Here is a 22,852-nt window from a genome sequence, read left to right as displayed (position 1 = left end):
ACGATGCCGTTCCGCTCCCGTAACAGGGTGCAGAAGACCCGCCCGCCCCTTCCGAAGAGGCGGGAAAAAGTGTGTTTCGCTTTAAGGAAAGGCGGCGATTAGGTTTTGGCGCGCGCCGTTTTGCCGCTGCGCGCGGTGCGTTCCGTCATGCGCTCGTCGAGCCAGAGGTTGACCTCGCCGAAAAAGCCCTGCGGCGCTTTGCGGCCAAAACGGGCGGCGACGGCGCCGAGGGTCTGCGCCGCCAACGCATCGCGCATCGCCTTCTCCGCCTGCAGCATCACCGCATGTATAGCGCATTTGCCGGAGACCGCCCAATCCGGCGGGGAATCATCGAACACCGCACAGCGCCCGCGCACCTCTTGGCAATCGAACAGCGGCTTGTGCCCCTCGATGGCGTCGATAATTTCCAGAAAACTGATCTCATCCGCCGGACGGGCCAGCCGGTAACCGCCGCGCACCCCTTCGCTGGCGGCGACGATCCCCGCCTTTTCCAGCTTGGGAAAAATCTTGGCGAGAAAGCTGGGGGAGATGCCTTGCAGCTCGGCGAGTTCGCGGCTGCTGAGCGCGCGCTGGTTATCGCCGACCAGCCACAGCAGGCAGTGAATGCCATATTCAACGCTGGTTGTGATGTACGCCATATGTCCGTTTTCGACCGTCAGTGAATCTTCAATAACGCAGACTATATGAGTCTGCGTTTATCTTGTCAATAAAACACAGACTAAGTTTGTCTGTGTTTTATTAAAAATGTATGTCGCCAGCGACAAAAAAGCGCCCTTCAAAATGAAAAATAAAACTTTTTTGCTCGATTCGCGCTTGGCTAACGTTTCCTTGTCGCCTGCGGCTGACTATGATGTGATGGGTGCCGCCGCCGCGGTTTGTGAGCCGCCGCACTTTCGCGCGGATTGCGCCGCGGGAATAAAGAACTCTTGTCTGCTGCTGACGTCTTAGAAATGATTATTTAAGGGAAACGCCTGACTATGACCAACCGGTTGACCAAAACCGCGTTAGCGGTGCTGCTGCTCAGCACGCTGAACGCCACCGCCCTGGCGCCAGCACAGGCGGAAAGCCAGGACCAGTTGCCGGATATGGGCACCTCCGCCGGCGGCACCCTGAGCATCGGACAAGAACTGGCGATGGGCGATTTCTATGTGCGCCAACTGCGCGCCAGCGCCCCGCTGATCAACGATCCGCTGCTGAGCCAATACATCAATCAGCTGGGCAACCGGCTGGTGGCCAGCGCCTATTCGGTGCGCACGCCGTTCCATTTCTATCTGGTGCGCAACGACGAGATCAACGCCTTCGCCTTCTTCGGCGGCAACGTGGTGCTGCACTCCGCGCTGTTCCGCGTCAGCGACAACGAAAGCCAGCTGGCTTCGGTGCTGGCGCACGAAATCTCGCACGTCACCCAGCGCCACCTGGCGCGCGCAATGGAAGATCAACAGCGCAACGCCCCGCTGACCTGGGTAGGCGCGCTCGGTTCCATTCTGCTGGCGATGGCCAACCCGACCATGGGCATGGCGGCGCTGAGCGGCACCATGGCCGGCACCCAGCAGGGCATGATCAGCTTTACCCAATCGAATGAACAGGAAGCCGACCGCATCGGCATTCAGGTGCTGCAACGCGCCGGTTTCGATCCGGAAGCCATGCCAGACTTCCTGCAGAAACTCTCGGATCAGTCGCGCTACGCCTCCAAGCCGCCGGAAATGCTGCTGACGCACCCGTTGCCGGACAGCCGCCTCTCAGACGCGCGCAACCGCGCCAACCAGATGCCGAAACACATCGTGCAGTCTTCGCAGGATTACCTGATGGCCAAGGTGCGCGCACTGGGCATGTACAGTTCGGAAGGCTATGGCCTGAACGAAGAGCTGCTCGGCTCGCTCAGCAAGGGCAACGTGCGCGAACAGGCGGCCGCCAAATACGGCCGCGCCATTCTGTTCTATGAAGCGAAAAAATATGACGACGCGCGCAACATCATTCAGCCGATGCTGGCGCAGGATGCGAAAAACGTCTGGCTGATCGACCTGATGACCGACATCGATCTCGGCCAGAAACGCGCGCCGCAGGCGATCGCACGCCTGCAGGCGGCCAATGCCGCCCAGAACAACAACCCGGTGCTGCAGCTCAACCTGGCCAACGCCTATGTCGAAGGCAACCAACCGGCGCAGGCGTCGAAGATCCTGAACCGCTACACCTTTGCCCATCCGGACGATCCGAACGGCTGGGATCTGCTGGCGCAAGCCAGCGCCGCTCAGGGGCTGCGCGATGAAGAGCTGTCGGCCCGCGCCGAAAGCCTGGCGCTGACCGGCCGGCTCGATCAGGCCATCGGCCTGCTCAGCAATGCCAGCTCGCTGCAAAAACTCGGCAGCCTGAAACAGGCGCGTTACGATGCGCGCATCGACCAGCTGCGCCAACTGCAACAGCGCTTCCGCCAATACCAGCGCAGCTGATTCAACAAGGAATGAACGCCATGAAAAACGTCACGATTTACCACAACCCACGCTGCTCCAAGAGCCGTGAAACCCTGGCGCTGCTGGAACAGCACGGCGTCGATCCGAAGGTGGTGCTGTACCTCGATACGCCCCCTACGGTCGATGAGCTGAAAAAGCTGTTGAAGGAACTGGGCTTCACATCGGCGCGCGATCTGATGCGCAAAAAAGAAGATCTGTATAAGGAATTGAAGCTGGCGGACGACAGCCTGAGCGAAGAGCAACTGTTGGCGGCGATGACGGCGAACCCGAAACTGATCGAACGCCCCATCGTGGTGAAAGGCAGCAAGGCGCGCATCGGCCGGCCGCCGGAGCAGGTGCTGGAGATTTTGTAAATTCGAATTCGGGCGCGGACTATTGCGCCCTTTCTTTTACGGTAGCGGCTACAGCCCCAGAATTTCTTTAACGAACGGAATGGTGAGCTTGCGTTGGGCAGTGATCGAGGCGCGATCGAGCTGATCGAGAGTCATAAACAGCGTGCGCATCTCGCGATCCAGCCGTTTCAGCAGGAAGCGGCCCACGTCTTCCGGCAGCTCGAAGCCGCGCAGTTTGCCGCGCAGCTGCAGCGCCAGCAGCTTCTCTTCGTCCGACAGCGGCTGCAGCTTGTAGATCTGCCCCCAGTCCAGACGCGAAGCCAGATCCGGCAAACGCAGGTTCAGCTGACGCGGCGGGCGATCCCCGGTGATGAACAAACGGGTGCGGCCGGTTTCCAGGATGCGGTTGTAAAGGTTGAAGATCGCCATCTCCCACTCTTCGTCGCCGGCGATGCATTCGATATTGTCGATGCAGACCAGCGCCAGCTGTTCCATGCCGTCCAACACTTCAGGCACGAAGTAAGCGCGCTTGTCGAGCGGCACATAGCCCACCGCTTCCCCCTTCTGCGAAAGCTCGGCGCAGGCCGCATGCAGCAAATGGCTGCGCCCGCCGCCTTCACGCGACCAGAAATAGATATAGCTGCCATGTTCCTGACGGACGGCGGATTGGATCGCGGCTAATAGGGATGGGTTCTCGCCCGGATAAAAACTGGCGAAAGTTTCATCATCGGGAAGATAAAGTGGCAGTGAAAGCTGTGCCGGCGTATTCAGAGAAGCACCTCAACCAAAACTGGCAGAAAAACGTGGGCAGTTTAACACAGAAAACGGGCGCTGTTGAACCGGCTGGATCTTATGCCGCAATAGTGAACAATGCCTAAGCGCCGCTTGATTGGCTGCGGCCCCCGCCAAGGCAAGAATTATCCGAGTTAATTCCCTAACCCCATGCCTGCGCAGGTTAAATTTGTCATTTAAGCCAAATCTGGCCTAGTATAGGTAGGCTAAACGCAATCACCATCAACAAGGTTTCTGCAAGGATATAGACGATGAAAGTATGGAATAAAGTGCTGTTGGCCTCCTTTATCGGGTTGTTGGTTGCCGGCTGTGATGACTCGTCCAAGGTTGACGCCAACCTGGATAAAGCCAAAGACAGCGCCGAGCAGATGAAAGACGCCGCCCAGAAAAAAGCGGACGATCTGACGGACAAGGCGAAAGCGACGGCGGATGAAATCAAAAAAGAGGCCGCCACTCAGGCGGATCAGCTGAAAGACAAAGCTTCGGCGATTAAAGAAGACGCCGCCAAGCAGGCGGACGCCATCACCAACGACGCCAAGGCCAAAGCCGCCGCGATCAAAGACGACGCAGGCAAACAGAGCCAGCAGTTGGTGGATCAGGCCAAGGCCATCAAAAACGACGCCATCAACGGCGCCAACGATTTGACCGAGCAGGCCAAGGCGAAGACCGAAGCCATCAAGAACAGCGCCGAAAACAAAGCGCAAGAGTTGAAACAAGAAACCGATGCGGCGGTGAACGGCAATACTCAGCCGGCCACCCAGCAGTAAGCTATTCTCAGCCACAAAAGAAAGGAGCAGTAAATGGGGATTATTTCCTGGATTATCTTCGGCCTGATCGCCGGTATTTTGGCTAAGTGGATCATGCCCGGCAAAGACGGCGGCGGCTTTATTCTGACCGTCGTGCTGGGGATCATCGGCGCCGTGGTCGGCGGCTATATCAGCACCTTCTTCGGCTACGGCAAGGTTGACGGCTTCAACTTCGGCAGCTTCGTGGTGGCGGTTATCGGCGCCATCGTGGTGCTGTTCGTGTACCGCAAAATTCGCAGCTAAGGCGAATGCCATAAGTCAAAAGGGCAGCCCTTGGGCTGCCCTTTTCGTTACTTCTGCTCCGCCGGTTCGTCCGGCGCGTCGAGCACCTCTTCTTCCTTGCGGAACAGGCTGATGACCTTGAACAGCAGGCTCAAGCCAATGCCGACGATGGTCGCCAGCGCCATGCCTTTCAGCTCCGCCGCGCCGATATGCACCTTGGCGCCGCTCACGCCGATAATCAGGATCACCGAGGTTAAAATCAGGTTTTGCGCTTTGTTGTAATCCACTTTGGATTCGATCAGCACGCGAATGCCCGAGGCGCCGATCACGCCGTACAGCAGCAGGGAAACGCCGCCCATCACCGGCACCGGCACCGCCTGGATCGCCGCCGCCAGCTTGCCGATGCAGGACAGCAGGATCGCCAGCACCGCCGCGCCGCCGATCACCCAGGTGCTGTAGACCTTGGTGATGGCCATCACGCCGATGTTCTCGCCGTAGGTAGTGTTCGGCGTGGAGCCGAAGAAGCCCGAGAATACCGTCGAGATGCCGTTGGCGAACATCGAGCGGTGCAGGCCCGGATCGCGGATCAGGTCTTTCTTCACGATGTTGGCGGTCACCACCAGGTGGCCGACGTGCTCGGCGATCACCACCAGCGCCGCCGGCAGAATGGTGAAGATGGCGAACCACTCAAAGCGCGGGGTGTAAAAGGTCGGCAGCGCGAACCAGTGCGCCTCGCGGATCGGAGTCAAATCCACCACTCCCATGAAGAACGACAGCGCATAGCCCACCAGCACGCCGATCAGGATCGGGATAATCGCCAGGAAGCCGCGGAACAGCACCGAGCCGAGCACCGTGACCGCCAGCGTCACCAGCGAAATGGTGATGGTGGTCGAGTCGGCGCTGGCGCCTTCCGCCGGCAGCAGCCCCGCCATGTTGGCCGCCACGCCCGCCAGCTCCAGGCCGATGACGGCGACGATCGCCCCCATCGCCGCCGGCGGGAACATCACGTCCAGCCAACCGGTGCCGGCCTTTTTCACGATCAGCGCCACCAGGCAGAACAGCACGCCGCACATGATGAAACCGCCCAACGCCACTTCGTAACCGAGCGGCAACAGCAGCAACACCGGCGAGATAAACGCGAAACTGGAACCGAGGTAGGCCGGGATCTTGCCTTTACAGATGAACAGATACAGCAGCGTGCCGATGCCGTTGAACAACAGCACGGTCGCCGGGTTGATCTTGAACAGGATAGGCACCAGCACGGTGGCGCCGAACATGGCGAACAGGTGCTGGAAGCTGAGCGGAATGGTCTGGAGCAGCGGCGGGCGCTCGCTGACGCCGATGGCGCGACGGGTCATGTGTGCTTTTCCTCTGAGTCATTAATCGTTATGCAAGCTGAATTGTCTATGCTCAATGGATTTCAAGTTACAGCCAGGCGGCCAGGGCAATAATCCCCAGGAGCTTATATCAAATAAGTGACTGGGGTTATTGCCTGCAGCCAACAACGCTGTAGCTTGAAAGACGAAGAGCATAAAAAAGCCGACTCGTTAAGTCGGCTCAAATGTTTACTTGGTACCAAATATCTTGTCGCCCGCATCGCCCAGGCCCGGCACGATGTAGCCCTTGTCGTTCAGACACTGATCGATGGAGGCAGTGTACAGCTCAACGTCCGGATGCGCTTTCTCCAGCGCGGCGATGCCTTCCGGCGCCGCGACCAGGACCAGCACCTTGATGCTGTGGCAGCCGGCTTTCTTCAGCAGATCGATAGTGGCGATCATCGAACCGCCGGTGGCCAGCATCGGGTCGACGACCAGCGCCATGCGCTCTTCGATGTTGGAAACCAGTTTCTGGAAGTACGGCACCGGCTCCAGGGTTTCTTCGTCGCGGTATACGCCCACCACGCTGATGCGCGCGCTCGGCACGTGCTCCAGCACCCCTTCCATCATGCCCAGACCTGCGCGCAGGATTGGCACTACGGTAATCTTTTTCCCTTTGATCTGATCCACTTCAACTGGCCCGCACCAGCCTTCGATGGTGACTTTTTCCGTCTCCAGATCGGCGGTCGCTTCATAGGTCAGTAAACTACCCACTTCTGAGGCCAGCTCACGGAAGCGTTTGGTGCTGATGTCATTTTCGCGCATCAGGCCAAGCTTGTGTTTTACCAGCGGGTGTTTCACCTCAACGATCTTCATCATTTTTCTCCTATTAAGGTGGTTGCGGCCAAAAAAATCGCGGGATTATACCTCCTTTTTTTCGCCGCGCCACCCACAATAGCCCGATCGGGATCAACAAAAGTTTGAATATCAGTATAGATGACGAAAAAGCGGAGCCGGTTCACAAGCCGCTCGCAAACGTTTGCCTACGCTGTTAGAATTGCCGCGCCTTATTCCGGAATCAACATCGGAAGCACAGTTTTCAAACCGCAAACCGTCGTGGGGAATCGCGCAGTGACCGACAAAACCTCTCTCAGCTATAAAGACGCAGGTGTCGATATCGATGCAGGCAACGCATTGGTAGATCGCATCAAAGGTGTAGTTAAACAGACCCGTCGCCCGGAAGTGATGGGCGGTCTGGGCGGGTTTGGCGCCCTGTGTGCGTTGCCGCAGAAATACCGCGAGCCGGTGCTGGTTTCCGGTACCGACGGCGTGGGCACCAAGCTGCGTCTGGCGATGGATTTGAAACGCCACGACACCATCGGCATCGATCTGGTGGCGATGTGCGTCAACGATCTGGTGGTTCAGGGCGCCGAGCCGCTGTTCTTCCTCGACTACTACGCCACCGGCAAGCTGGATGTGGACACCGCGGCCAGCGTGATCACCGGCATCGCCGAAGGCTGCAAGCAGTCCGGCTGTGCGCTGGTCGGCGGCGAAACCGCTGAAATGCCGGGCATGTACCACGGCGAAGACTACGACGTGGCCGGTTTCTGCGTCGGCGTGGTCGAAAAATCCGAGATCATCGACGGCAGCAAAGTGCAGTCCGGCGATGCGCTGATCGCCCTGGGCGCTTCCGGCCCGCACTCCAACGGCTACTCGCTGGTGCGCAAGATCCTGGAAGTGAGCAACACCGATCCGACCGCCACTCAGCTGGAAGGCAAGCCGCTGGCCGACCACCTGCTGGCGCCGACCAAAATTTACGTGAAGTCCGTGCTGGAGCTGATCGAGAAGGTTGACGTACACGCCATCGCTCACCTCACCGGCGGTGGCTTCTGGGAAAACATTCCGCGCGTGCTGCCGGAAGGCATGCAGGCGGTGATCGACGAAGCCAGCTGGCAGTGGCCGGCGGTGTTCACCTGGCTGCAGCAGGCCGGCAACGTCAGCCGTCATGAAATGTACCGCACCTTCAACTGCGGCGTAGGCATGGTCATCGCCCTGCCGGAAGCCGAAGTGGAAGCGGCCATCGCGCTGCTGACCGCGGCAGGTGAAAAAGCGTGGAAAATCGGTAAACTGACCGCCTCTTCCGACGAACAACAAGTGGTCATCAACTGATGAAAAAGATCGTGGTGTTGGTCTCCGGCCAGGGGAGCAATCTCCAGGCGCTGATTGACGCCTGCCAGCAGGGCCGCATCGCCGCCGAAATCGTGGCGGTGTTCAGCAACAAGGCGCAGGCTTATGGCCTGCAACGCGCCGAAGCGGCGGGCATCCCCGCCCAAACGCTGGATGCCAAGGCCTACGCCGATCGCACGGCGTTCGACGCCGCGTTGGCGGACGCCATCGACCAGTACCAGCCCGATCTGGTGGTGCTGGCCGGCTACATGCGCATCCTCAGCCCGCAGTTCGTGCAGCGCTATGCCGGCCGCATGCTGAACATCCACCCTTCCCTGCTGCCGAAATACCCGGGGCTGCATACCCACCGTCAGGCCATTGACAACGGCGACAGCGAACACGGCACCTCGGTGCACTTCGTGACCGAACAGCTCGACGGCGGCCCGGTGATCTTGCAGGCCAAGGTGCCGATTTTCGCTGACGACGAAGAGGATGACGTGGTTGAACGGGTGCAAACCCAGGAACACACGATCTATCCGCTGGTGGTGAGCTGGTTCGTCGACGGCCGCCTGGCGATGCGCGACGGCGCCGCCTGGCTGGACGGCGAACGCCTGCCTGAACAGGGTCACGCCGCCGACTGATGCGCGCAGCCTGAACCTTGCCTAAACGGCGCCCGCGCGGCGCCGTTTTTTTTCGCCTTCATCCATTCTGTGAAGTTATACTTTGCACAATTTCACGGCACAGAGGAGCCCACATGTCCAGCACTGCCAGCGTCAGGTTACGCCCATTGGAACGGGACGATCTGTCGTTCGTCCACCAGATGGACAACAACGCCAGCGTCATGCGCTATTGGTTTGAAGAACCCTACGAAGCCTTTGTCGAGCTTTCCGATCTCTACGACAAACACATCCACGATCAGAGCGAGCGCCGCTTTATCATCGAGCACGAAGGCGCCAAGGTCGGCCTGGTAGAGCTGGTGGAGATCGATCACATCCACCGCCGCGCTGAGTTCCAGATCATCATCGATCCCGCCCACCAGGGCAAAGGCTATGCCAGCACCGCCGCCCGTCTGGCGATGGACTACGGTTTCTCGGTGCTGAACCTGTACAAGCTGTACCTGATCGTCGATAAGGAGAACCCGAAGGCGATCCACATCTACAGCAAGCTGGGCTTCAACGTGGAAGGCGAGCTGATCGACGAGTTCTTCGTCAACGGCGAATACCGCACCGTGCTGCGCATGTGCATTTTCCAGCCGCAATATCTGGCGAAGTTCAAAACGCCAAGCGATAAGCCGCTGGTGAAGTGACAATTCGCGAGAAAAAAGAGAAAACCCGCCAAGGCGGGTTTTTTATTGGGAAATAAGTGGCTAGTATTAAGGCATGTTATTTTATCGTCAGGAAATAGCCTGATGAATACGAAAATAAATAATATTCTCCAATATAATTAATAGTGATAGTAAGAGTTACCCTCTGCCTCTACAAAGGAAAAATGCCATGACAACCGTCTCAAACCTGCTGCTTTTTATCGGCCTGGCGATGCTCGCCATCGCCGCCGGCCTGAATACCTATAGCGGCTACGCGCCTGCAGATCCCAATAGCACCCCGCTATTTTCCCCGCTCTGGTGGACGCGCTGGTTCCCGCTCTATGCCTCGGGCGCTGCGTTGTTGGTGGTGGGGTTGGTATTGCGGGTTACGGCTAAAGGCCGCGCGCATTAAGGATTACCATTTCAGCACCGCCGAGCCCGCCACAGCCATTATCGACATGAACAATTATATTGATCATCACCGACAACATAATTGTGGTTGATAATAAATTGCAGAGAATGGATTGAATTCCACATGATGAAAAATGAATAAAACAAACTCGCCGGCAATCAGACTTATGCCATGCCTTAATTCATGCCGGCTTAATGCGCGGGTAAAATAAAACAGCAGACGCAGGCCGACTGCAACGGCCATTGCCGGCGACGGAGCGAAAACCTCCGTCGCTCATCCCTCACCCATATCGCCCGGTAATATAATCCTCGGTGCGGCGCTGGCGCGGCGAGGTGAAAATGGCGTCGGTGTCGTTGTACTCCACCAGCCGGCCCTGATGAATAAAGGCGGTGTAGTCGGAGACCCGCGCCGCCTGCTGCATGTTGTGCGTCACCAGCACCACGCTATAGCGCTGCTTGAGTGCGGAAATCAGCTCTTCGATGGTCAGCGTGGAGATCGGATCGAGCGCCGAGGTCGGCTCGTCGAGCAGCAATACTTCCGGCTCGATGGCGATGGCGCGCGCGATCACCAGGCGCTGCTGCTGGCCGCTGGACAAGCGGAACGCATTTTCGCGCAGCCGGTCCTTCACCTCATGCCACAGCGCGGCGGCGCGCAGCGAACGCTCCACCGCTTCATCCAGCAAGCGCCGGTCGCGCACGCCCTGCAGCCGCAGGCCGTACACCACGTTTTCATAGATCGATTTCGGGAACGGGTTCGGCCGCTGGAACACCATGCCCACCCGCCGCCGCAGCGCCGCCACGTCGATCTGCGCGCCGGAGATCGCCGCGCCGTTCAGCTGCAGATCGCCCTCGATGCGGCAGTTGTCCACCAGATCGTTCATGCGGTTGAAACAGCGCAGCAGCGTCGATTTGCCGCAGCCCGAGGGACCAATCAAAGCCGTCACCCGGTGCTTCGGGATACGTAACGAGATATCGTGCAACACCTGCTTGTCACCATAAAACAGGTTCAGGCCGTTGACCGCCAGCGCGGTCTGTTCATCGTCGAGATGCTGGACATCCAGCCGGGGCAAACTGCCTGGCGTCATCAAACCCATTACGCACTCCCCAAAAATAGCGTCATTGTTACTGCGACCATGCTCGGTACCGCTCCCTCAACGAATGGCGGATACCCATCGCCGCCAGATTCAAACTCACCACGATCGTCACCAGCAGGAAGGCGGTGGCGAACACCAGCGGCCGCGCCGCCTCTACGCTCGGGCTCTGGAATGCCATATCGTAGATCTGGAAGCTCAAATGCATGAACTTCCGCTCCAGGTGCAAATACGGGAAAATCTCGTCCACCGGCAGCACCGGCACCGATTTCACGACCCCCACCAACATCAGCGGCGCGGTCTCCCCGGCGGCGCGCGCCACCGCCAGGATCAGGCCGGTCATCATCGCCGGCGCCGCCATCGGCAGCACGATGCGCCACAGCGTCTCGGCCCGGCTGGCGCCCAACGCCATCGAGCCCTGCCGCAGCGAGGTGGGAATGCGCGACAGCCCTTCCTCGGTGGCGACGATCACCACCGGCAGCGTCAGCAGCGCCAGCGTCAGCGCCGCCCACAGCACGCCGGGCGTGCCGAAAGTCGGGTTGGGCAAGGATTCAGGATAGAACAGCTGATCGAGCGTGCCGCCGATCATATAAACGAAGAAGCCGAGGCCGAAGACGCCGTAGACGATCGAGGGCACGCCGGCCAGGTTGACCACCGCGATGCGGATCACCCGCGTCAGCAGATTGTTGCCGGCATACTCGTGCAGATATACCGCCGCGATCACGCCAAACGGCATCACCACGATCGACATCAGGATCACCATCAACACCGTGCCGAAAATGGCCGGGAACACCCCGCCTTCTGTATTCGCTTCGCGCGGGCTGTCGGTGAGGAACTTCTTCACCTGCTCGCCCCAGTGCGCCAGCTTCTCGGCGGTGTTCATGGCGTTCGGGTACCAGGCATCGCGCACCTGACTGAGCGGAATGGTCAACGTCTGCCCGTGCATGTCGCGCAGCAGCAGCGCGTCGCGCTGGCGATCGCGGTTCAGCCCCGCCAGACGTTCGGACAGCAGCTGATACTGCCGCTGCAGCTCCAGCCGTTCGGCCTTGATGGCGTCCTGCGCGCGGGCGTCCAGCTTATCGTCGCGCTGCAGGCGCTTTTCCCGCAGCCGCAGCGCGTCAAACTGCTGATTGATGCGCGCCATGTCGCGGAATTGAATGTCGTGCGCCTGGCGCGAGAGCGCGGCGATTTGCGGCAGCCGCTGCTGCAGCGCCTGCCCCAGATTGCGGCCGGTCAGCGGTTGCCCATCCTCCAGCAGCCCTGCCAGATAGCCGTAGGCGGTGCCGTGGCTATCACGCTCCAGCACCAGCAGGCTGCGCGGCGTGCTTTGGCTGCGGATGTCTCTGGCCAGCAGTGTGCGGAAATCCTGCCCCTCGCGCTCGCGGTTGCCGACCTTAATCAGATAGCGTTCGACGCTCTGCGCCTCGCCCGGCGGCGTGACGCCCGCCTCGGCCAGCTGGCGCCGGGAAATACTTTGTTGCTGGTACAACTCACCGATCACCGTCACCGGCCCGGCGCCGTTCTGATTCAGTTCGAACTGATAAACCGGGCTCGGCCAGAAATAGCGCATCCCCTGCCCAGCCAGCAGCAACAGAATGCCGATCAGCGCCAGCAGGCTGACGGCCACCGAACCGGCGGTCAGCCATATCCACGGCGACCCGCTCTTCACCCAGCTCTTCATGGCGCCTCCTGATTCGGCGTGTAACGCTTGCGCAACCGCAGGCGCACCGCCTCCGCCAGCGTGTTGAACACGAAGGTGAAGACAAACAGCACCAGCGCGGTCAGGAACAGCACGCGGTAATGGCTGCTGCCGGAGACCGCCTCCGGCATTTCAATGGCGATGTTGGCCGCCAGCGCGCGCAGCCCCTGGAACAGGCTGCCGTCGATAATCGGCGTGTTGCCGGTGGCCATCAGCACGATCATGGTTTCCCCCACCGCGCGGCCAAAGCCGATCATCAGCGCGGAGAAAATGCCGGCGCTGGCGGATGGCAGCACCACCTTGATCACCGTCTGCCACTGGGTGGCGCCCAGCGCCAAAGAGCCCTGGCTCAGGGTCGCCGGCACGCTGAACAGCGCGTCCTCCGCCAGCGAGAAGATGATCGGTACCAGCGCGAAGCCCATCGCCACGCCCACCACCAGCGCATTGCGCTGATCATAATTATCCCCCAGCCAGAAATGCAGCGGCTCACCGAACAACGCCACCTCCAGCCGCGGCCCCAGGCTGAGCGCCAGCCACACCGTCAACACCAGCAGCGGTAATAGCAACAGCAGATCGACGCCCGGCCGGCAGCGCGGCATAAAGCGATGGGTCAACGCGCCGCACAGCAACACCGCCGCCGCCAACAGCAGCGGCAACGCCAGCACCGCCAACAGATACTGCTCGATGATCGGCGCCAGCCAAATGCCGGCCACCAGCCCGATCACCACCGTCGGCAGCGCGCCCATCACTTCGATAGCCGGTTTGATCACCCGCCGCAGCCCCGGCGTCATAAAGTAAGCGGTATAGATGGCGCCGGCCAAGGCCAGCGGGATGGCGAACAGCATCGCGTAAGCCGCCGCCTTAAAGGTGCCGAAGATCACCGGCATCAGGCTGAATTTAGGTTGGTAACTGTCTTCGCCGGAGGTGGACTGCCAGACATAGGCCGGCTGCGGGTAGTTCTCATACCACACCTTGCCCCACAACGAACGCCAGGTGACGTCCGGATACGGGTTGTCGAGCGCATAGCGCTGCCAGCCCTGCGCGCTCTCCAACAGCAGGCCATCGCCGCGCGGCGCGAACGCCATCTGCCGCACCTCGGCGCCCAAACGGGTATTCAGCAGCGGCTGCGGTTGAATGGCGGAGAACAGCGAGAAGCCGCCATCGGGCCGCAGGGTGGCGAACACCCGGCGATAAGGTTCAGCCACCGTCAGCTCCTGCCCGTCGGCGCCGTGGTCGAAATGCTGCACCGGCGTCAGGCGCCAGCGCCGATCTTTTTCCACCTCGAACCACTCGCGCAGGTTGCCGTCGGCGCCCTTGATCAGCAGCGCGCTGCCGCCGGGCAGCGCCGTCATCTGATACGGTGCATGTTCGCCAAGGGTACGCGTTTCACGCAGCTGCACCTGTGCGCCGTCGATCTGATAACGCGCCAGCCGGTTGCCGGTCAGCAGATAAAGCTGGCGGCCATCCGGCGTCAGCACCAGCTGCTCCCCGTCGTGCTCCAGCGGCCGCTCGCTAAACTGTGGCGGCCGGTCGGGGCTGAAGCGGCCGAACACCAGCCGCCGATCGTCGGTCACTCCGGCCAGCAGATACTGCCCGCGATGCGCATCCGCCAGCGACAGCAGTTTCAGCGGCTTGCGCTGTGGATCCAGCGCCAATGGCTGCTGCCCGAGCGGGAACTGCCACTGCGGCCGGCCGTTTTCCGCCGTGGCGAAATCCGCGCGCGCCACCACCAACCGGCCGTCAGCCTGCGCCAACGCAAACAGATCGCGCTCGCCGGCGGCCTGCGCGAGCAGCGTCGGTTTGGCCAACAGCGTCTGCTGCGCCAGCGGCGTCTGAGCCTGGCCGCTCGGCGCCGGCGTCAGGCGATAAAATTGCCCCGAGCCCTGCGCGTCGATGCGATAACCGACGCGCTGCTGCACGTCCATGCCCAGCGCCAGCGCCGGGGCCGATACCGTGAGCGGCAGCGGCTGCGCCTGGCCGAGCGAGGCCGGTTTGAACAACGGCAGCACCGCAAACAGCAGATAAACGAAGATCAGCATCAACGTCATCAGCACCATCAGCCCGCTGGCGGTCACTGCCGCCTGCACGCCGCGGTCGATGCGCCCGCGCATGCGATCTCGGGGATGTTGATTGGCCGTCGTCTGTATCATGTGTCTCGCTGTCGCTGATGTAATCGGGCTTGCGCCGTAAGATAACCGGGCATCTTATGTCAGTTTTATGACGTTTGCATGACAAAGTTACCCACCATAACCCAGGTTTTTTACACTGCAAAAAGACAATATGGCTTTGATATATTGCTGAAAAATGAACGTAAACACGCTTAATATCACCAAGAATAAGTCTGCTAATCGTCATTTCCTGCTGTTCATTTCGCCACCTGGCGCCCCACCTCTGAGAAAATTTATTGCCGCCGAAAAACGCCGCGCGCCAACGCAATGGATATGTTGGACTTTCCTGTCAATCTCTCGCAATAATGATGAAGGACACTAGAGCGGCATTCGGGCGCTGCGTCCCGGATCCTATTCTAAATTTGAACTGGAGTGGCAATGGGTCAGGAAAAGCTCTACATCGAAAAAGAACTAAGCTGGTTATCCTTTAATGAGCGCGTGTTGCAGGAAGCCGCAGATAAGAGCAATCCCCTGATTGAACGTATGCGTTTTCTGGGCATTTACTCCAACAACCTCGACGAGTTCTATAAAGTCCGCTTCGCCGATCTCAAACGGCGCATCCTGATCAGCGAAGAGCAAGGCTCCGCCGGTTCTTCACGCCATCTGCTGAAAAAGATCCAGGCCAAGGTGCTGAAAACCGATCAGGAGTTCGACGGTCTGTACAACGATCTGCTGCTGGAAATGGCGCGCAACCAGATCTTCCTGATCAACGAACGCCAGGTGTCCGAGAACCAGCAAATCTGGCTGCGGCAATATTTCAAACAGCACCTGCGCCAGCACATCACGCCGATCCTGATCAACCACGACACCAACCTGGTGCAGTTCCTGAAAGACGATTACACCTATCTGGCGGTGGAGATTATCCGCGGCGCGCGCACCGACTATGCGCTGCTGGAGATCCCGTCGGACAAGGTGCCGCGCTTCGTCAATCTGCCGCCGGAAGCGCCGCGCCGCCGCAAGCCGATGATCCTGCTCGACAACATCCTGCGCTACTGCCTGGACGATATCTTCAAGGGCTTCTTCGACTACGACGCGCTCAACGCCTATTCGATGAAGATGACCCGTGACGCCGAGTACGATCTGGTGACCGAAATGGAATCCAGCCTGCTGGAACTGATGTCCTCCAGCCTGAAACAGCGCCTCACCGCCGAGCCGGTGCGCTTCGTTTATCAGCGCGACATGCCGAACGAAATGGTGGAGCTGCTGCGCGGCAAGCTGGGCATCTCCAACTACGATTCGGTGATCGCCGGCGGCCGCTACCACAACTTTAAAGATTTCATCAGCTTCCCGAACGTCGGCAAAGCCAACCTGGTCAACAAGCCGCTGCCGCGCCTGCGCCACATCTGGTTCGACGGTTTCCGCAACGGCTTCGACGCCATTCGCGAAAAGGACGTGCTGCTCTACTACCCGTACCACACCTTTGAGCACGTGCTGGAGCTGCTGCGCCAGGCGTCGTTCGATCCGAGCGTGCTGGCGATCAAAATCAACATCTACCGGGTGGCGAAAGATTCGCGCATCATCGAATCGATGATCCACGCCGCGCACAACGGCAAGAAAGTCACGGTGGTGGTCGAGCTGCAGGCGCGCTTCGACGAAGAGGCCAACATTCACTGGGCGAAGCGCCTGACCGAGGCCGGCGTACACGTGATCTTCTCGGCGCCGGGGCTGAAAATCCACGCCAAACTGTTCCTGATTTCGCGCCGTGAAGGCGATGAAATTGTGCGCTATGCTCATATCGGCACCGGCAACTTTAACGAAAAAACCGCGCGCATCTACACCGACTATTCGCTGTTGACCGCCGACTCGCGCATCACCAACGAGGTGCGCCGGGTGTTCAACTTTATCGAGAACCCCTACCGGCCGGTCACCTTCGACAACCTGATGGTGTCGCCGCAGAACTCGCGCCTGAAGTTGTATGAGCTGATTGACAACGAAATCGCCAACGCCCAGGCCGGGGAACAGGCCGGCATTATGTTGAAAATAAATAATCTGGTGGATAAAGGGCTGGTAGATCGGTTATATACCGCGTCCGGCGCCGGCGTGAAGATCCGTCTGCTGGTGCGGGGCATGTGTTCCCTGATTCCCAACCTGCCGGGGATCAGCGACAATATTCAGGTGATCAGCATCGTCGATCGCTTTTTGGAACACGATCGGGTTTACGTTTTCGACAACAAAGGTGACAAACGGGTGTATCTGTCCTCCGCCGACTGGATGACCCGCAACATAGATTACCGTATCGAAGTGGCGGTATCGCTGCTGGATCCGGCGCTGAAACAGCGCGTTCTGGACATTCTGGAGATCCTGTTCAGCGATACGGTCAAGGCCCGTTATGTGGATAAAGAACTGAGCAACCAGTACGTGCCGCGCGGCAACCGCCGCAAAGTGCGCGCCCAGGTGGCTATTTACGAGTATTTAAAAGCTCTGGAACAACCAGGACAGTAGGCCAGCAACTATGCCGCTAAAAAACACTGCAACGAACAAACCGCAGGAAATCGCCGCCATCGACCTTGGGTCGAACAGTTTCCACATGGTGATCGCCCGCGTCGTCAACGGCGCCTTACAGGTATTGGGCCGTTTAAAACAGCGGGTGCATCTCGCCGACGGATTGGACAGCAACAACGTACTCAGTGAAGAGGCGATAGAACGCGGCCTGGCCTGCCTGGCGCTGTTTGCCGAACGGCTGCAGGGCTTCCCGGCGGATAACGTCACCATCGTCGGGACCCACACCCTGCGTCAGGCGGTGAACGCTGAAGTGTTCCTCAAGCGCGCCGCCAAAGTGATCCCCTACCCGATCGAAATCATCGCCGGCCAGGAAGAGGCGCGTCTGATCTTCATGGGCGTGGAACACACCCAACCGGAGAAGGGCCGCAAGCTGGTGATCGACATCGGCGGCGGCTCGACCGAGCTGGTGATCGGCGAAGACTTCGAGCCGCTGCTGGCGGAAAGCCGCCGCATGGGCTGCGTCAGCTTCGCCCAGCTGTTCTTCCCGGGCGGCGAGATCAGCAAAAACAACTTCCGCCGCGCGCGGCTGGCGGCGGCGCAGAAGCTGGAAACGCTGGCCTGGCAGTACCGCATTCAGGGCTGGCAGTACGCGCTGGGCGCCTCGGGCACCATCAAGGCCGCCCACGAAGTGCTGGTGGCGATGGGCGAAAAAGACGGTCTCATCACCCTGGATCGTCTGGAAATGCTCGCCGAACAGGTGCTGCAGTTCAAAAGCTTCGGCTCGTTGAGCCTGCCGGGGCTGTCGGAGGATCGCCAATCGGTGTTCGTGCCGGGGCTGGCTATCCTGTGCGGCGTGTTCGACGCGCTGGCGATCCGCGATCTGCGCCTGTCCGACGGCGCGCTGCGCGAAGGCGTGCTGTATGAAATGGAAGGCCGCTTCCGCCACCAGGACATCCGCAGCCGCACCGCCAAAAGTCTGGCCGATCACTACAACATCGACCGCGAACAGGCCAAGCGGGTGCTGGAAACCACCGAGCTGCTCTACTCGCAGTGGATGGCGCAAAACACCAAGCTGGTGCATCCGCAGCTGGAGGCCCTGCTGAAATGGGCCGCCATGCTGCACGAGGTGGGGCTGAGCATCAACCACAGCGGCATGCACCGCCATTCGGCCTACATTCTGCAAAACTCCAACCTGCCCGGCTTCAACCAGGAACAGCAGCTGCTGCTGGCGGCGCTGGTGCGTTTCCACCGCAAAGCGATCAAGCTGGAAGAGCTGCCGCGCCTCAATCTGTTCAAGAAGAAACACTACCTGCCGCTGATCCAGCTGCTGCGTCTGAGCACCCTGCTCAACAACCAGCGGCAGTCGACCACCACGCCGGAAACGCTGCGCCTGACCACCGACGACAACCACTGGACGCTGCGCTTCCCGGCCGGCTACCTGGCGCAAAACAACCTGGTGCAGCTGGACTTCGAGCGCGAGCAGGCCTACTGGAACGACGTCGTCGGCTGGAAGCTGCTGATCGACGAAGAAGGTTCGCAAGACGAACAGCGCTCCGCCTGATCCTCCGCCCCCTGCCAGCCAGGGGGTTTTTCTTTCCGCCCCCGCTCCGCCAACCTAAACGAAACCCTAATACGGCGCGCCGCTCGCCGGAAAAAAATGGACAACTTTTGTCATCAGCGCCTAAAATCCGGTTACAAATTCTCGAGCGAATAACACAGGACACCGGCATACCGGGTGATATATGCGCAAGAAAACCACCGGACAGATGACGAAGATAGTGTTGTTTATCAGCTTTATCATTTTAGTCGGCCGACTGCTGTACGCCGCCGTGGTGGCGGTGCCTCATCATCAGGAAAAAAAGCAGGCCGCTGCGCAAAACGCCGCCGAAGTCAGCGCGCCGCAACAGGACGCCTCCTCTGAATAACCGCCGCGCCCCGTCCGTTTCATAAAAATGACGCCGGCACTCGCTATGCTCTATCTTTTAATGAGCCTGCGTCAGGAACGCCGAGCGCCCGTTAAGGAACACCATGTCAGCCGCAACCCATAACGTCAAAAAAGTCGCTGAACACCGCCAGCGCATTCTCACTCTGTTGTTGAACAATAAGGAATTGGTCGACGGCATTCTCGGCCGGCCAGGGGATGAACACGCCCTCAGCCAAAGCGAACTGCTGAACCAAACGGCGGAAATTACCGGCCTGCTTGACGACATGCACGCCGCCGACCTGGCGGACCTGCTGGAAGCGCTGCCGCAGGACGAACGCATGGCGCTGTGGCGGCTGGTGGGCAACAGCAAGCGCGGCCAGACGCTGGTGGAAGTCGCCGAACCGGTCTGGGACAGCCTGATCGAAGAAATGAGCGATAAAGACCTGCTCAAAGCGATCAAAACGCTGGACGTGGACGAACAGGCCTATCTGGCGCAATACCTGCCGCGTAACCTGATGGGCCGGTTGCTGACCTCGCTGGAGCCGGAACAGCGCGCCCAGGTGCGCGAGATGAGCCAGTACGCCAAAGACAGCGTCGGCTGGATGATGGATTTCGAACTGGTGACGGTGCGGCCGGACGTCACGCTCGGCGCGGTGCACCGCTTTTTGCGCATGCGCAAAACCATTCCCGACGCCACCGATAAACTGTTCGTCACCGACCGCAAAAACACCCTGCTGGGCGAACTGCCGCTGACCGCAGTGCTGCTGAACGACCCGGAGATCCCGGTGCGCGAGGTGATGGACAGCGATCCCGCCACCTTCCAGCCCGAAGACAAGGCCGATGAAGCGGCCGGCGCGTTCGAACGTTACGACCTGATCAGCGCCCCGGTGGTTGACGCCAAGGGCAAACTGATGGGCCGCCTGACCATCGAAGAGATCGTCGACGCCGTCAACGAAGAGAGCGACACCAACCTGCGCCGCATGGGCGGTTTGAGCCCGGAAGAAGACGTGTTTGCCCCGGTCAGCAAGGCGGTCAAGACCCGCTGGGCCTGGCTGGCGATCAACCTCTGCACCGCGTTCGTCGCCTCTCGCGTGATCGGTCTGTTCGAACACACCATTTCCCAGTTGGTGGCGCTGGCGGCGCTGATGCCGATCGTCGCCGGTATCGGCGGCAACACCGGCAACCAGACCATCACCATGATCGTGCGCGCGCTGGCGCTGCACCAGATCGAAGTCGGCAACATCTCGCGCCTGATGCTCAGGGAGCTGGGCGTCGCCATCATCAACGGCGTGGTGTGGGGCGGCATCATGGGCGTGGTCACCTGGCTGCTTTACGGCGACGCGGCGATGGGCGGCGTAATGACGCTGGCGATGCTGCTCAACCTGCTGCTGGCGGCGCTGATGGGCGTGGTGATCCCGATGACTATGCTCAAACTGGGCCGCGATCCGGCGGTCGGCTCCAGCGTGCTCATCACCGCGCTGACCGATACCGGCGGCTTTTTCATCTTCCTCGGCCTCGCCACTCTGTTCCTGCTGTAATACGCCAAAAGCCGGCCCTGTGCCGGCCCTTTCCACCGGATGACATCGTTGAAAACGTGCCCTGATGATTCGCCAGAATAACAGAGCCCCCGCCGCCATTTGCCGCGTTCAAACCACGCCGTATTCCCTCATCCGTCACATTATGTTAACCAAGACAAGATTAGTGATATAAATAACACCTGAGGCTTAAACGATTAAGTAAGATGAAGCGCCCATGCGAGTATCAGCGTATCCGTTGATTTTCCTCGACATGTGATGGCTCAGGGATAAGGGACTATGGAAAAGAAATGGTTTTCCGCCAGGGAACTGATGGGTAAGGCGGGCTTGCCTTCAACTCCGCAAGGGGTCAATTTGATGGCCCGGCGTGAAGGCTGGGTCAGCCGCCGCCGCAGCGGCGTACAGGGCAAAGCGCTGGAATACCATATCGATAGCCTGCCGTTCGGCGCGCGCAGCCTGTCGGCCTTGCGCGAGGCCGATCATCCGGACTACGACGTCAAACGTCAGGATCCGATACGGGTCTGGATCGAGCATTACTACCACCTGACGCCGGCCGAGCGGGAAAAGCTGCTGGCGTTCCTGATGCGCGAGGGCATGAGCCGCCTGCTGCAGCTGATCGACGCCCCTCGCTAGCTCTGCGTTCAACTCTCCCCTTCCGGCGCCCAGCCGTCGTTGTGCCACAGATGCAGCGTGGCGTAAGAACGCCACGGGCGCCAACGTTCGGCGTAGCGTTCTATCTGGCGCGGCGTCATGCCGGGAAAACGCTGTTTGATCAGATAATCGCCGGCCAGGAACACGTCCGGCCACGACCAGGCGCGCATCGCGATATAGCTGGCGGTCCAGCTGCCGATGCCCGGCAGCGCGGTCAGCGCCTTGATGCCCCGCTCGATATCCAGCACGTTGTCGAGCTGCAGCCGCCCTTCGCCCAGCGCGCGGGCGATCTCGATCAGCGCCGCCGCGCGCTTCAGCTGCACCCCGAGCGGGCGCAGTTCTTCGGGCTGCAGCCGCGCCACCCGTTCTGCGGTGGGGAAGACATGGGTGATGCCCTCATGCGGCGTCGCCAGGGCTTCCCCCCAGCGTTCGGCCATCCGCCCGGCGAAGATCGCCGCCATTTTTACGCTGACCAACTGGCCCAGCACCGCCCGCGCCGCCTGCTCGAAACTGTTCACGCAGCCCGGCAGGCGCAGCCCCGGCGCATCGGCCGCCAGCGAGCCCAGCGCCTCATTGATGCGATCCGGCGCGGCGTCCAGATCAAACAGCAGGCGCACCCGGCGCAACACCTCCGTCGTCACCAGACTGAGCGCAGGCGCGATCTCGACCCGAACCCGATTGCGCGCCTCTTCCGGCTGCACGCTGACCCAGCCGCAGTGTTCCGTGCCGCCCTGGCTGACGGCGATCGAGCGCAGGTAACGGCGTCCGTCGACCCGTTCCACGCCCTGCACGGCGCGCGCCTGCAAGAAATTCAGCATGCGCTCCCAGTCATAGGGCGGCCGATAGCCCAGGTGAAACACCAGCCCGCTGGCGGCGGCCCGTTCACCGCGCGCGCCGCCGCTGCGCAGCGCTGACGGGATCAGGCGGTAGCGCGCCTTGAACAGCTCGTTGAAACGCCGCAGGCTGCCGAAGCCGGCGGCGAACGCCACCTCGCTGAGCGGCAGATCGGTATCCGCCAACAGGCGCTTGGCTTGCAGCAGCCGGTGCGACTGCGCGTAATCGATCGGCGAAGCGCCAAACTGTTCGGCGAAGATGCGCCGCAGATGGCGATCGGAAATGCCCAGCCGCGCCGCCAGCGCTTCGCAGCTGTGTTCGGACAGATATCCCTGCTCGATGAGCTGCACCGCCACCTGCGCATAACGGTTGCCCAGATCGATCAGCGCCAGACCGGGCGCCAGCTCCGGCCGGCATTTGAGGCAGGGGCGAAACCCCGCCAGTTCAGCCGCCGCCGCGCTCGGATAAAAGGTGCAATTTTCCCGCTTCGGCGTGCGGGCGCTGCACACCGGACGGCAATAGATACCGGTTGAAGAGACGCCGACGAAAAAGCGTCCGTCGAATTTGCGGTCACGCGCGCGCAGCGCGTCGTACAACGCTTGCTGTTGAGTATTCATGGCAACGCTCGGGGTCGGTTTTTTCGGCATTATGGGGCTCGGCTGGCGCGCTGACGTGCGGAATTCGGACATTAA

Annotated in this window: 21 protein-coding genes; 13 read left to right on the top strand and 8 right to left on the bottom strand. The window is 60.5% G+C overall.

All coding sequences use genetic code 11. The features are described from left to right. Nucleotides 1-98: 98 nt before the first annotated feature. Nucleotides 99-638, bottom strand: a complete 540-nt coding sequence (locus CRO23_RS05910; protein ID WP_004941666.1) for an RrF2 family transcriptional regulator — start codon at nt 636-638, stop codon at nt 99-101. A 339-nt stretch (nt 639-977) separates the two neighbouring features. Here CRO23_RS05910 and CRO23_RS05905 point away from each other — a divergent pair, with 339 nt between their 5' ends. Both CRO23_RS05905 and arsC read left to right on the top strand, forming a co-directional pair. Continuing rightward, nucleotides 978-2,447 (top strand): beta-barrel assembly-enhancing protease, encoded by a 1,470-nt coding sequence (locus tag CRO23_RS05905; RefSeq protein WP_004941664.1) that lies wholly within the window; start codon nt 978-980, stop codon nt 2,445-2,447. Nucleotides 2,448-2,467: 20 nt separating this feature from the next. Beyond that, entirely contained in the window at nt 2,468-2,821 is a 354-nt protein-coding gene (gene arsC, locus CRO23_RS05900) for an arsenate reductase (glutaredoxin) (protein WP_015378717.1), read from the top strand. 48 nt (nt 2,822-2,869) lie between these two features. On the opposite strand, the gene hda is transcribed toward arsC, so the two are convergent. Continuing rightward, entirely contained in the window at nt 2,870-3,571 is a 702-nt protein-coding gene (gene hda / locus CRO23_RS05895) for a DnaA inactivator Hda (protein ID WP_025159568.1), read from the bottom strand. Nucleotides 3,572-3,843: 272 nt separating this feature from the next. Here hda and CRO23_RS05890 point away from each other — a divergent pair, with 272 nt between their 5' ends. Both CRO23_RS05890 and CRO23_RS05885 read left to right on the top strand, forming a co-directional pair. Then, nucleotides 3,844-4,359: a hypothetical protein gene (locus CRO23_RS05890; protein ID WP_016926729.1), complete on the top strand. Its 516-nt coding sequence runs from the start codon at nt 3,844-3,846 to the stop codon at nt 4,357-4,359. A 33-nt stretch (nt 4,360-4,392) separates the two neighbouring features. After that, the gene (locus CRO23_RS05885) at nt 4,393-4,641 is read left to right on the top strand and encodes a GlsB/YeaQ/YmgE family stress response membrane protein (protein WP_016926728.1); all 249 of its coding nucleotides are present in this window, start codon (nt 4,393-4,395) and stop codon (nt 4,639-4,641) included. Between the two features lie 47 nt (nt 4,642-4,688). On the opposite strand, the gene uraA is transcribed toward CRO23_RS05885, so the two are convergent. Continuing rightward, nucleotides 4,689-5,978, bottom strand: coding sequence for a uracil permease (uraA, locus tag CRO23_RS05880; RefSeq protein WP_004941645.1), 1,290 nt, complete (start codon nt 5,976-5,978; stop codon nt 4,689-4,691). Between the two features lie 207 nt (nt 5,979-6,185). Beyond that, entirely contained in the window at nt 6,186-6,812 is a 627-nt protein-coding gene (gene upp, locus CRO23_RS05875) for a uracil phosphoribosyltransferase (RefSeq protein ID WP_004941642.1), read from the bottom strand. A 255-nt stretch (nt 6,813-7,067) separates the two neighbouring features. Between upp and purM the strand changes: the two genes are divergently transcribed. The 4 genes from purM (at nt 7,068) to CRO23_RS05855 (ending at nt 9,817) form a co-directional block, all read left to right on the top strand. Further along, complete coding sequence (gene purM, locus CRO23_RS05870; protein WP_016926726.1) at nt 7,068-8,105, top strand: phosphoribosylformylglycinamidine cyclo-ligase; 1,038 nt, start codon at nt 7,068-7,070, stop codon at nt 8,103-8,105. Continuing rightward, on the top strand, nt 8,105-8,743 hold the full coding sequence (purN, locus tag CRO23_RS05865; RefSeq protein ID WP_079452374.1) for a phosphoribosylglycinamide formyltransferase: 639 nt from the start codon (nt 8,105-8,107) through the stop codon (nt 8,741-8,743). The genes purM and purN overlap by 1 nt, the downstream gene beginning before the upstream one ends. Nucleotides 8,744-8,856: 113 nt before the next feature. Beyond that, nucleotides 8,857-9,408: a spermidine N1-acetyltransferase gene (gene speG / locus CRO23_RS05860; RefSeq protein WP_028127778.1), complete on the top strand. Its 552-nt coding sequence runs from the start codon at nt 8,857-8,859 to the stop codon at nt 9,406-9,408. 187 nt (nt 9,409-9,595) lie between these two features. Further along, a complete protein-coding gene (locus CRO23_RS05855; protein ID WP_079450418.1) occupies nt 9,596-9,817 on the top strand; it encodes a hypothetical protein in 222 nt (73 codons plus the stop codon). Nucleotides 9,818-10,097: 280 nt separating this feature from the next. Here the strand turns inward: CRO23_RS05855 and pstB are convergent, their stop codons facing one another. The 3 genes from pstB to CRO23_RS05840 are packed head-to-tail and all read right to left on the bottom strand — an operon-like array spanning nt 10,098 to nt 14,756. After that, on the bottom strand, nt 10,098-10,910 hold the full coding sequence (pstB, locus tag CRO23_RS05850; protein WP_019452422.1) for a phosphate ABC transporter ATP-binding protein PstB: 813 nt from the start codon (nt 10,908-10,910) through the stop codon (nt 10,098-10,100). Between the two features lie 28 nt (nt 10,911-10,938). Beyond that, nucleotides 10,939-12,588 (bottom strand): phosphate ABC transporter permease PstA, encoded by a 1,650-nt coding sequence (gene pstA / locus CRO23_RS05845; protein ID WP_016926722.1) that lies wholly within the window; start codon nt 12,586-12,588, stop codon nt 10,939-10,941. Further along, the gene (locus tag CRO23_RS05840; RefSeq protein WP_079452373.1) at nt 12,585-14,756 is read right to left on the bottom strand and encodes an ABC transporter permease subunit; all 2,172 of its coding nucleotides are present in this window, start codon (nt 14,754-14,756) and stop codon (nt 12,585-12,587) included. The genes pstA and CRO23_RS05840 overlap by 4 nt, the downstream gene beginning before the upstream one ends. 396 nt (nt 14,757-15,152) lie before the next feature. Between CRO23_RS05840 and ppk1 the strand changes: the two genes are divergently transcribed. From ppk1 to CRO23_RS05815, 5 genes are all read left to right on the top strand, one after another. After that, complete coding sequence (gene ppk1, locus CRO23_RS05835; RefSeq protein ID WP_016926720.1) at nt 15,153-17,216, top strand: polyphosphate kinase 1; 2,064 nt, start codon at nt 15,153-15,155, stop codon at nt 17,214-17,216. Between the two features lie 10 nt (nt 17,217-17,226). Continuing rightward, on the top strand, nt 17,227-18,777 hold the full coding sequence (ppx, locus tag CRO23_RS05830; protein ID WP_016926719.1) for an exopolyphosphatase: 1,551 nt from the start codon (nt 17,227-17,229) through the stop codon (nt 18,775-18,777). Between the two features lie 181 nt (nt 18,778-18,958). After that, entirely contained in the window at nt 18,959-19,141 is a 183-nt protein-coding gene (locus CRO23_RS05825; RefSeq protein WP_004941600.1) for a YfgG family protein, read from the top strand. 103 nt (nt 19,142-19,244) lie between these two features. Next, nucleotides 19,245-20,678 carry a magnesium transporter gene (mgtE, locus tag CRO23_RS05820; RefSeq protein ID WP_016926718.1) on the top strand — a complete coding sequence of 478 codons (1,434 nt, stop codon included), beginning with the start codon at nt 19,245-19,247 and terminating at the stop codon, nt 20,676-20,678. 276 nt (nt 20,679-20,954) lie between these two features. Next, nucleotides 20,955-21,308 (top strand): DNA-binding protein, encoded by a 354-nt coding sequence (locus CRO23_RS05815; RefSeq protein ID WP_028127779.1) that lies wholly within the window; start codon nt 20,955-20,957, stop codon nt 21,306-21,308. An 8-nt stretch (nt 21,309-21,316) separates the two neighbouring features. On the opposite strand, the gene alkA is transcribed toward CRO23_RS05815, so the two are convergent. Next, nucleotides 21,317-22,807, bottom strand: a complete 1,491-nt coding sequence (gene alkA, locus CRO23_RS05810; protein WP_097101557.1) for a DNA-3-methyladenine glycosylase 2 — start codon at nt 22,805-22,807, stop codon at nt 21,317-21,319. Nucleotides 22,808-22,852 lie beyond the last annotated feature (45 nt).

The sequence above is a fragment of the Serratia sp. JKS296 genome (genome assembly GCF_900215445.1).
Lineage (GTDB): Bacteria > Pseudomonadota > Gammaproteobacteria > Enterobacterales > Enterobacteriaceae > Serratia > Serratia marcescens.
The sequence above is the reverse complement of the archived record's forward strand: the minus strand, read 5'-3'. Positions and strand labels throughout refer to the sequence as shown.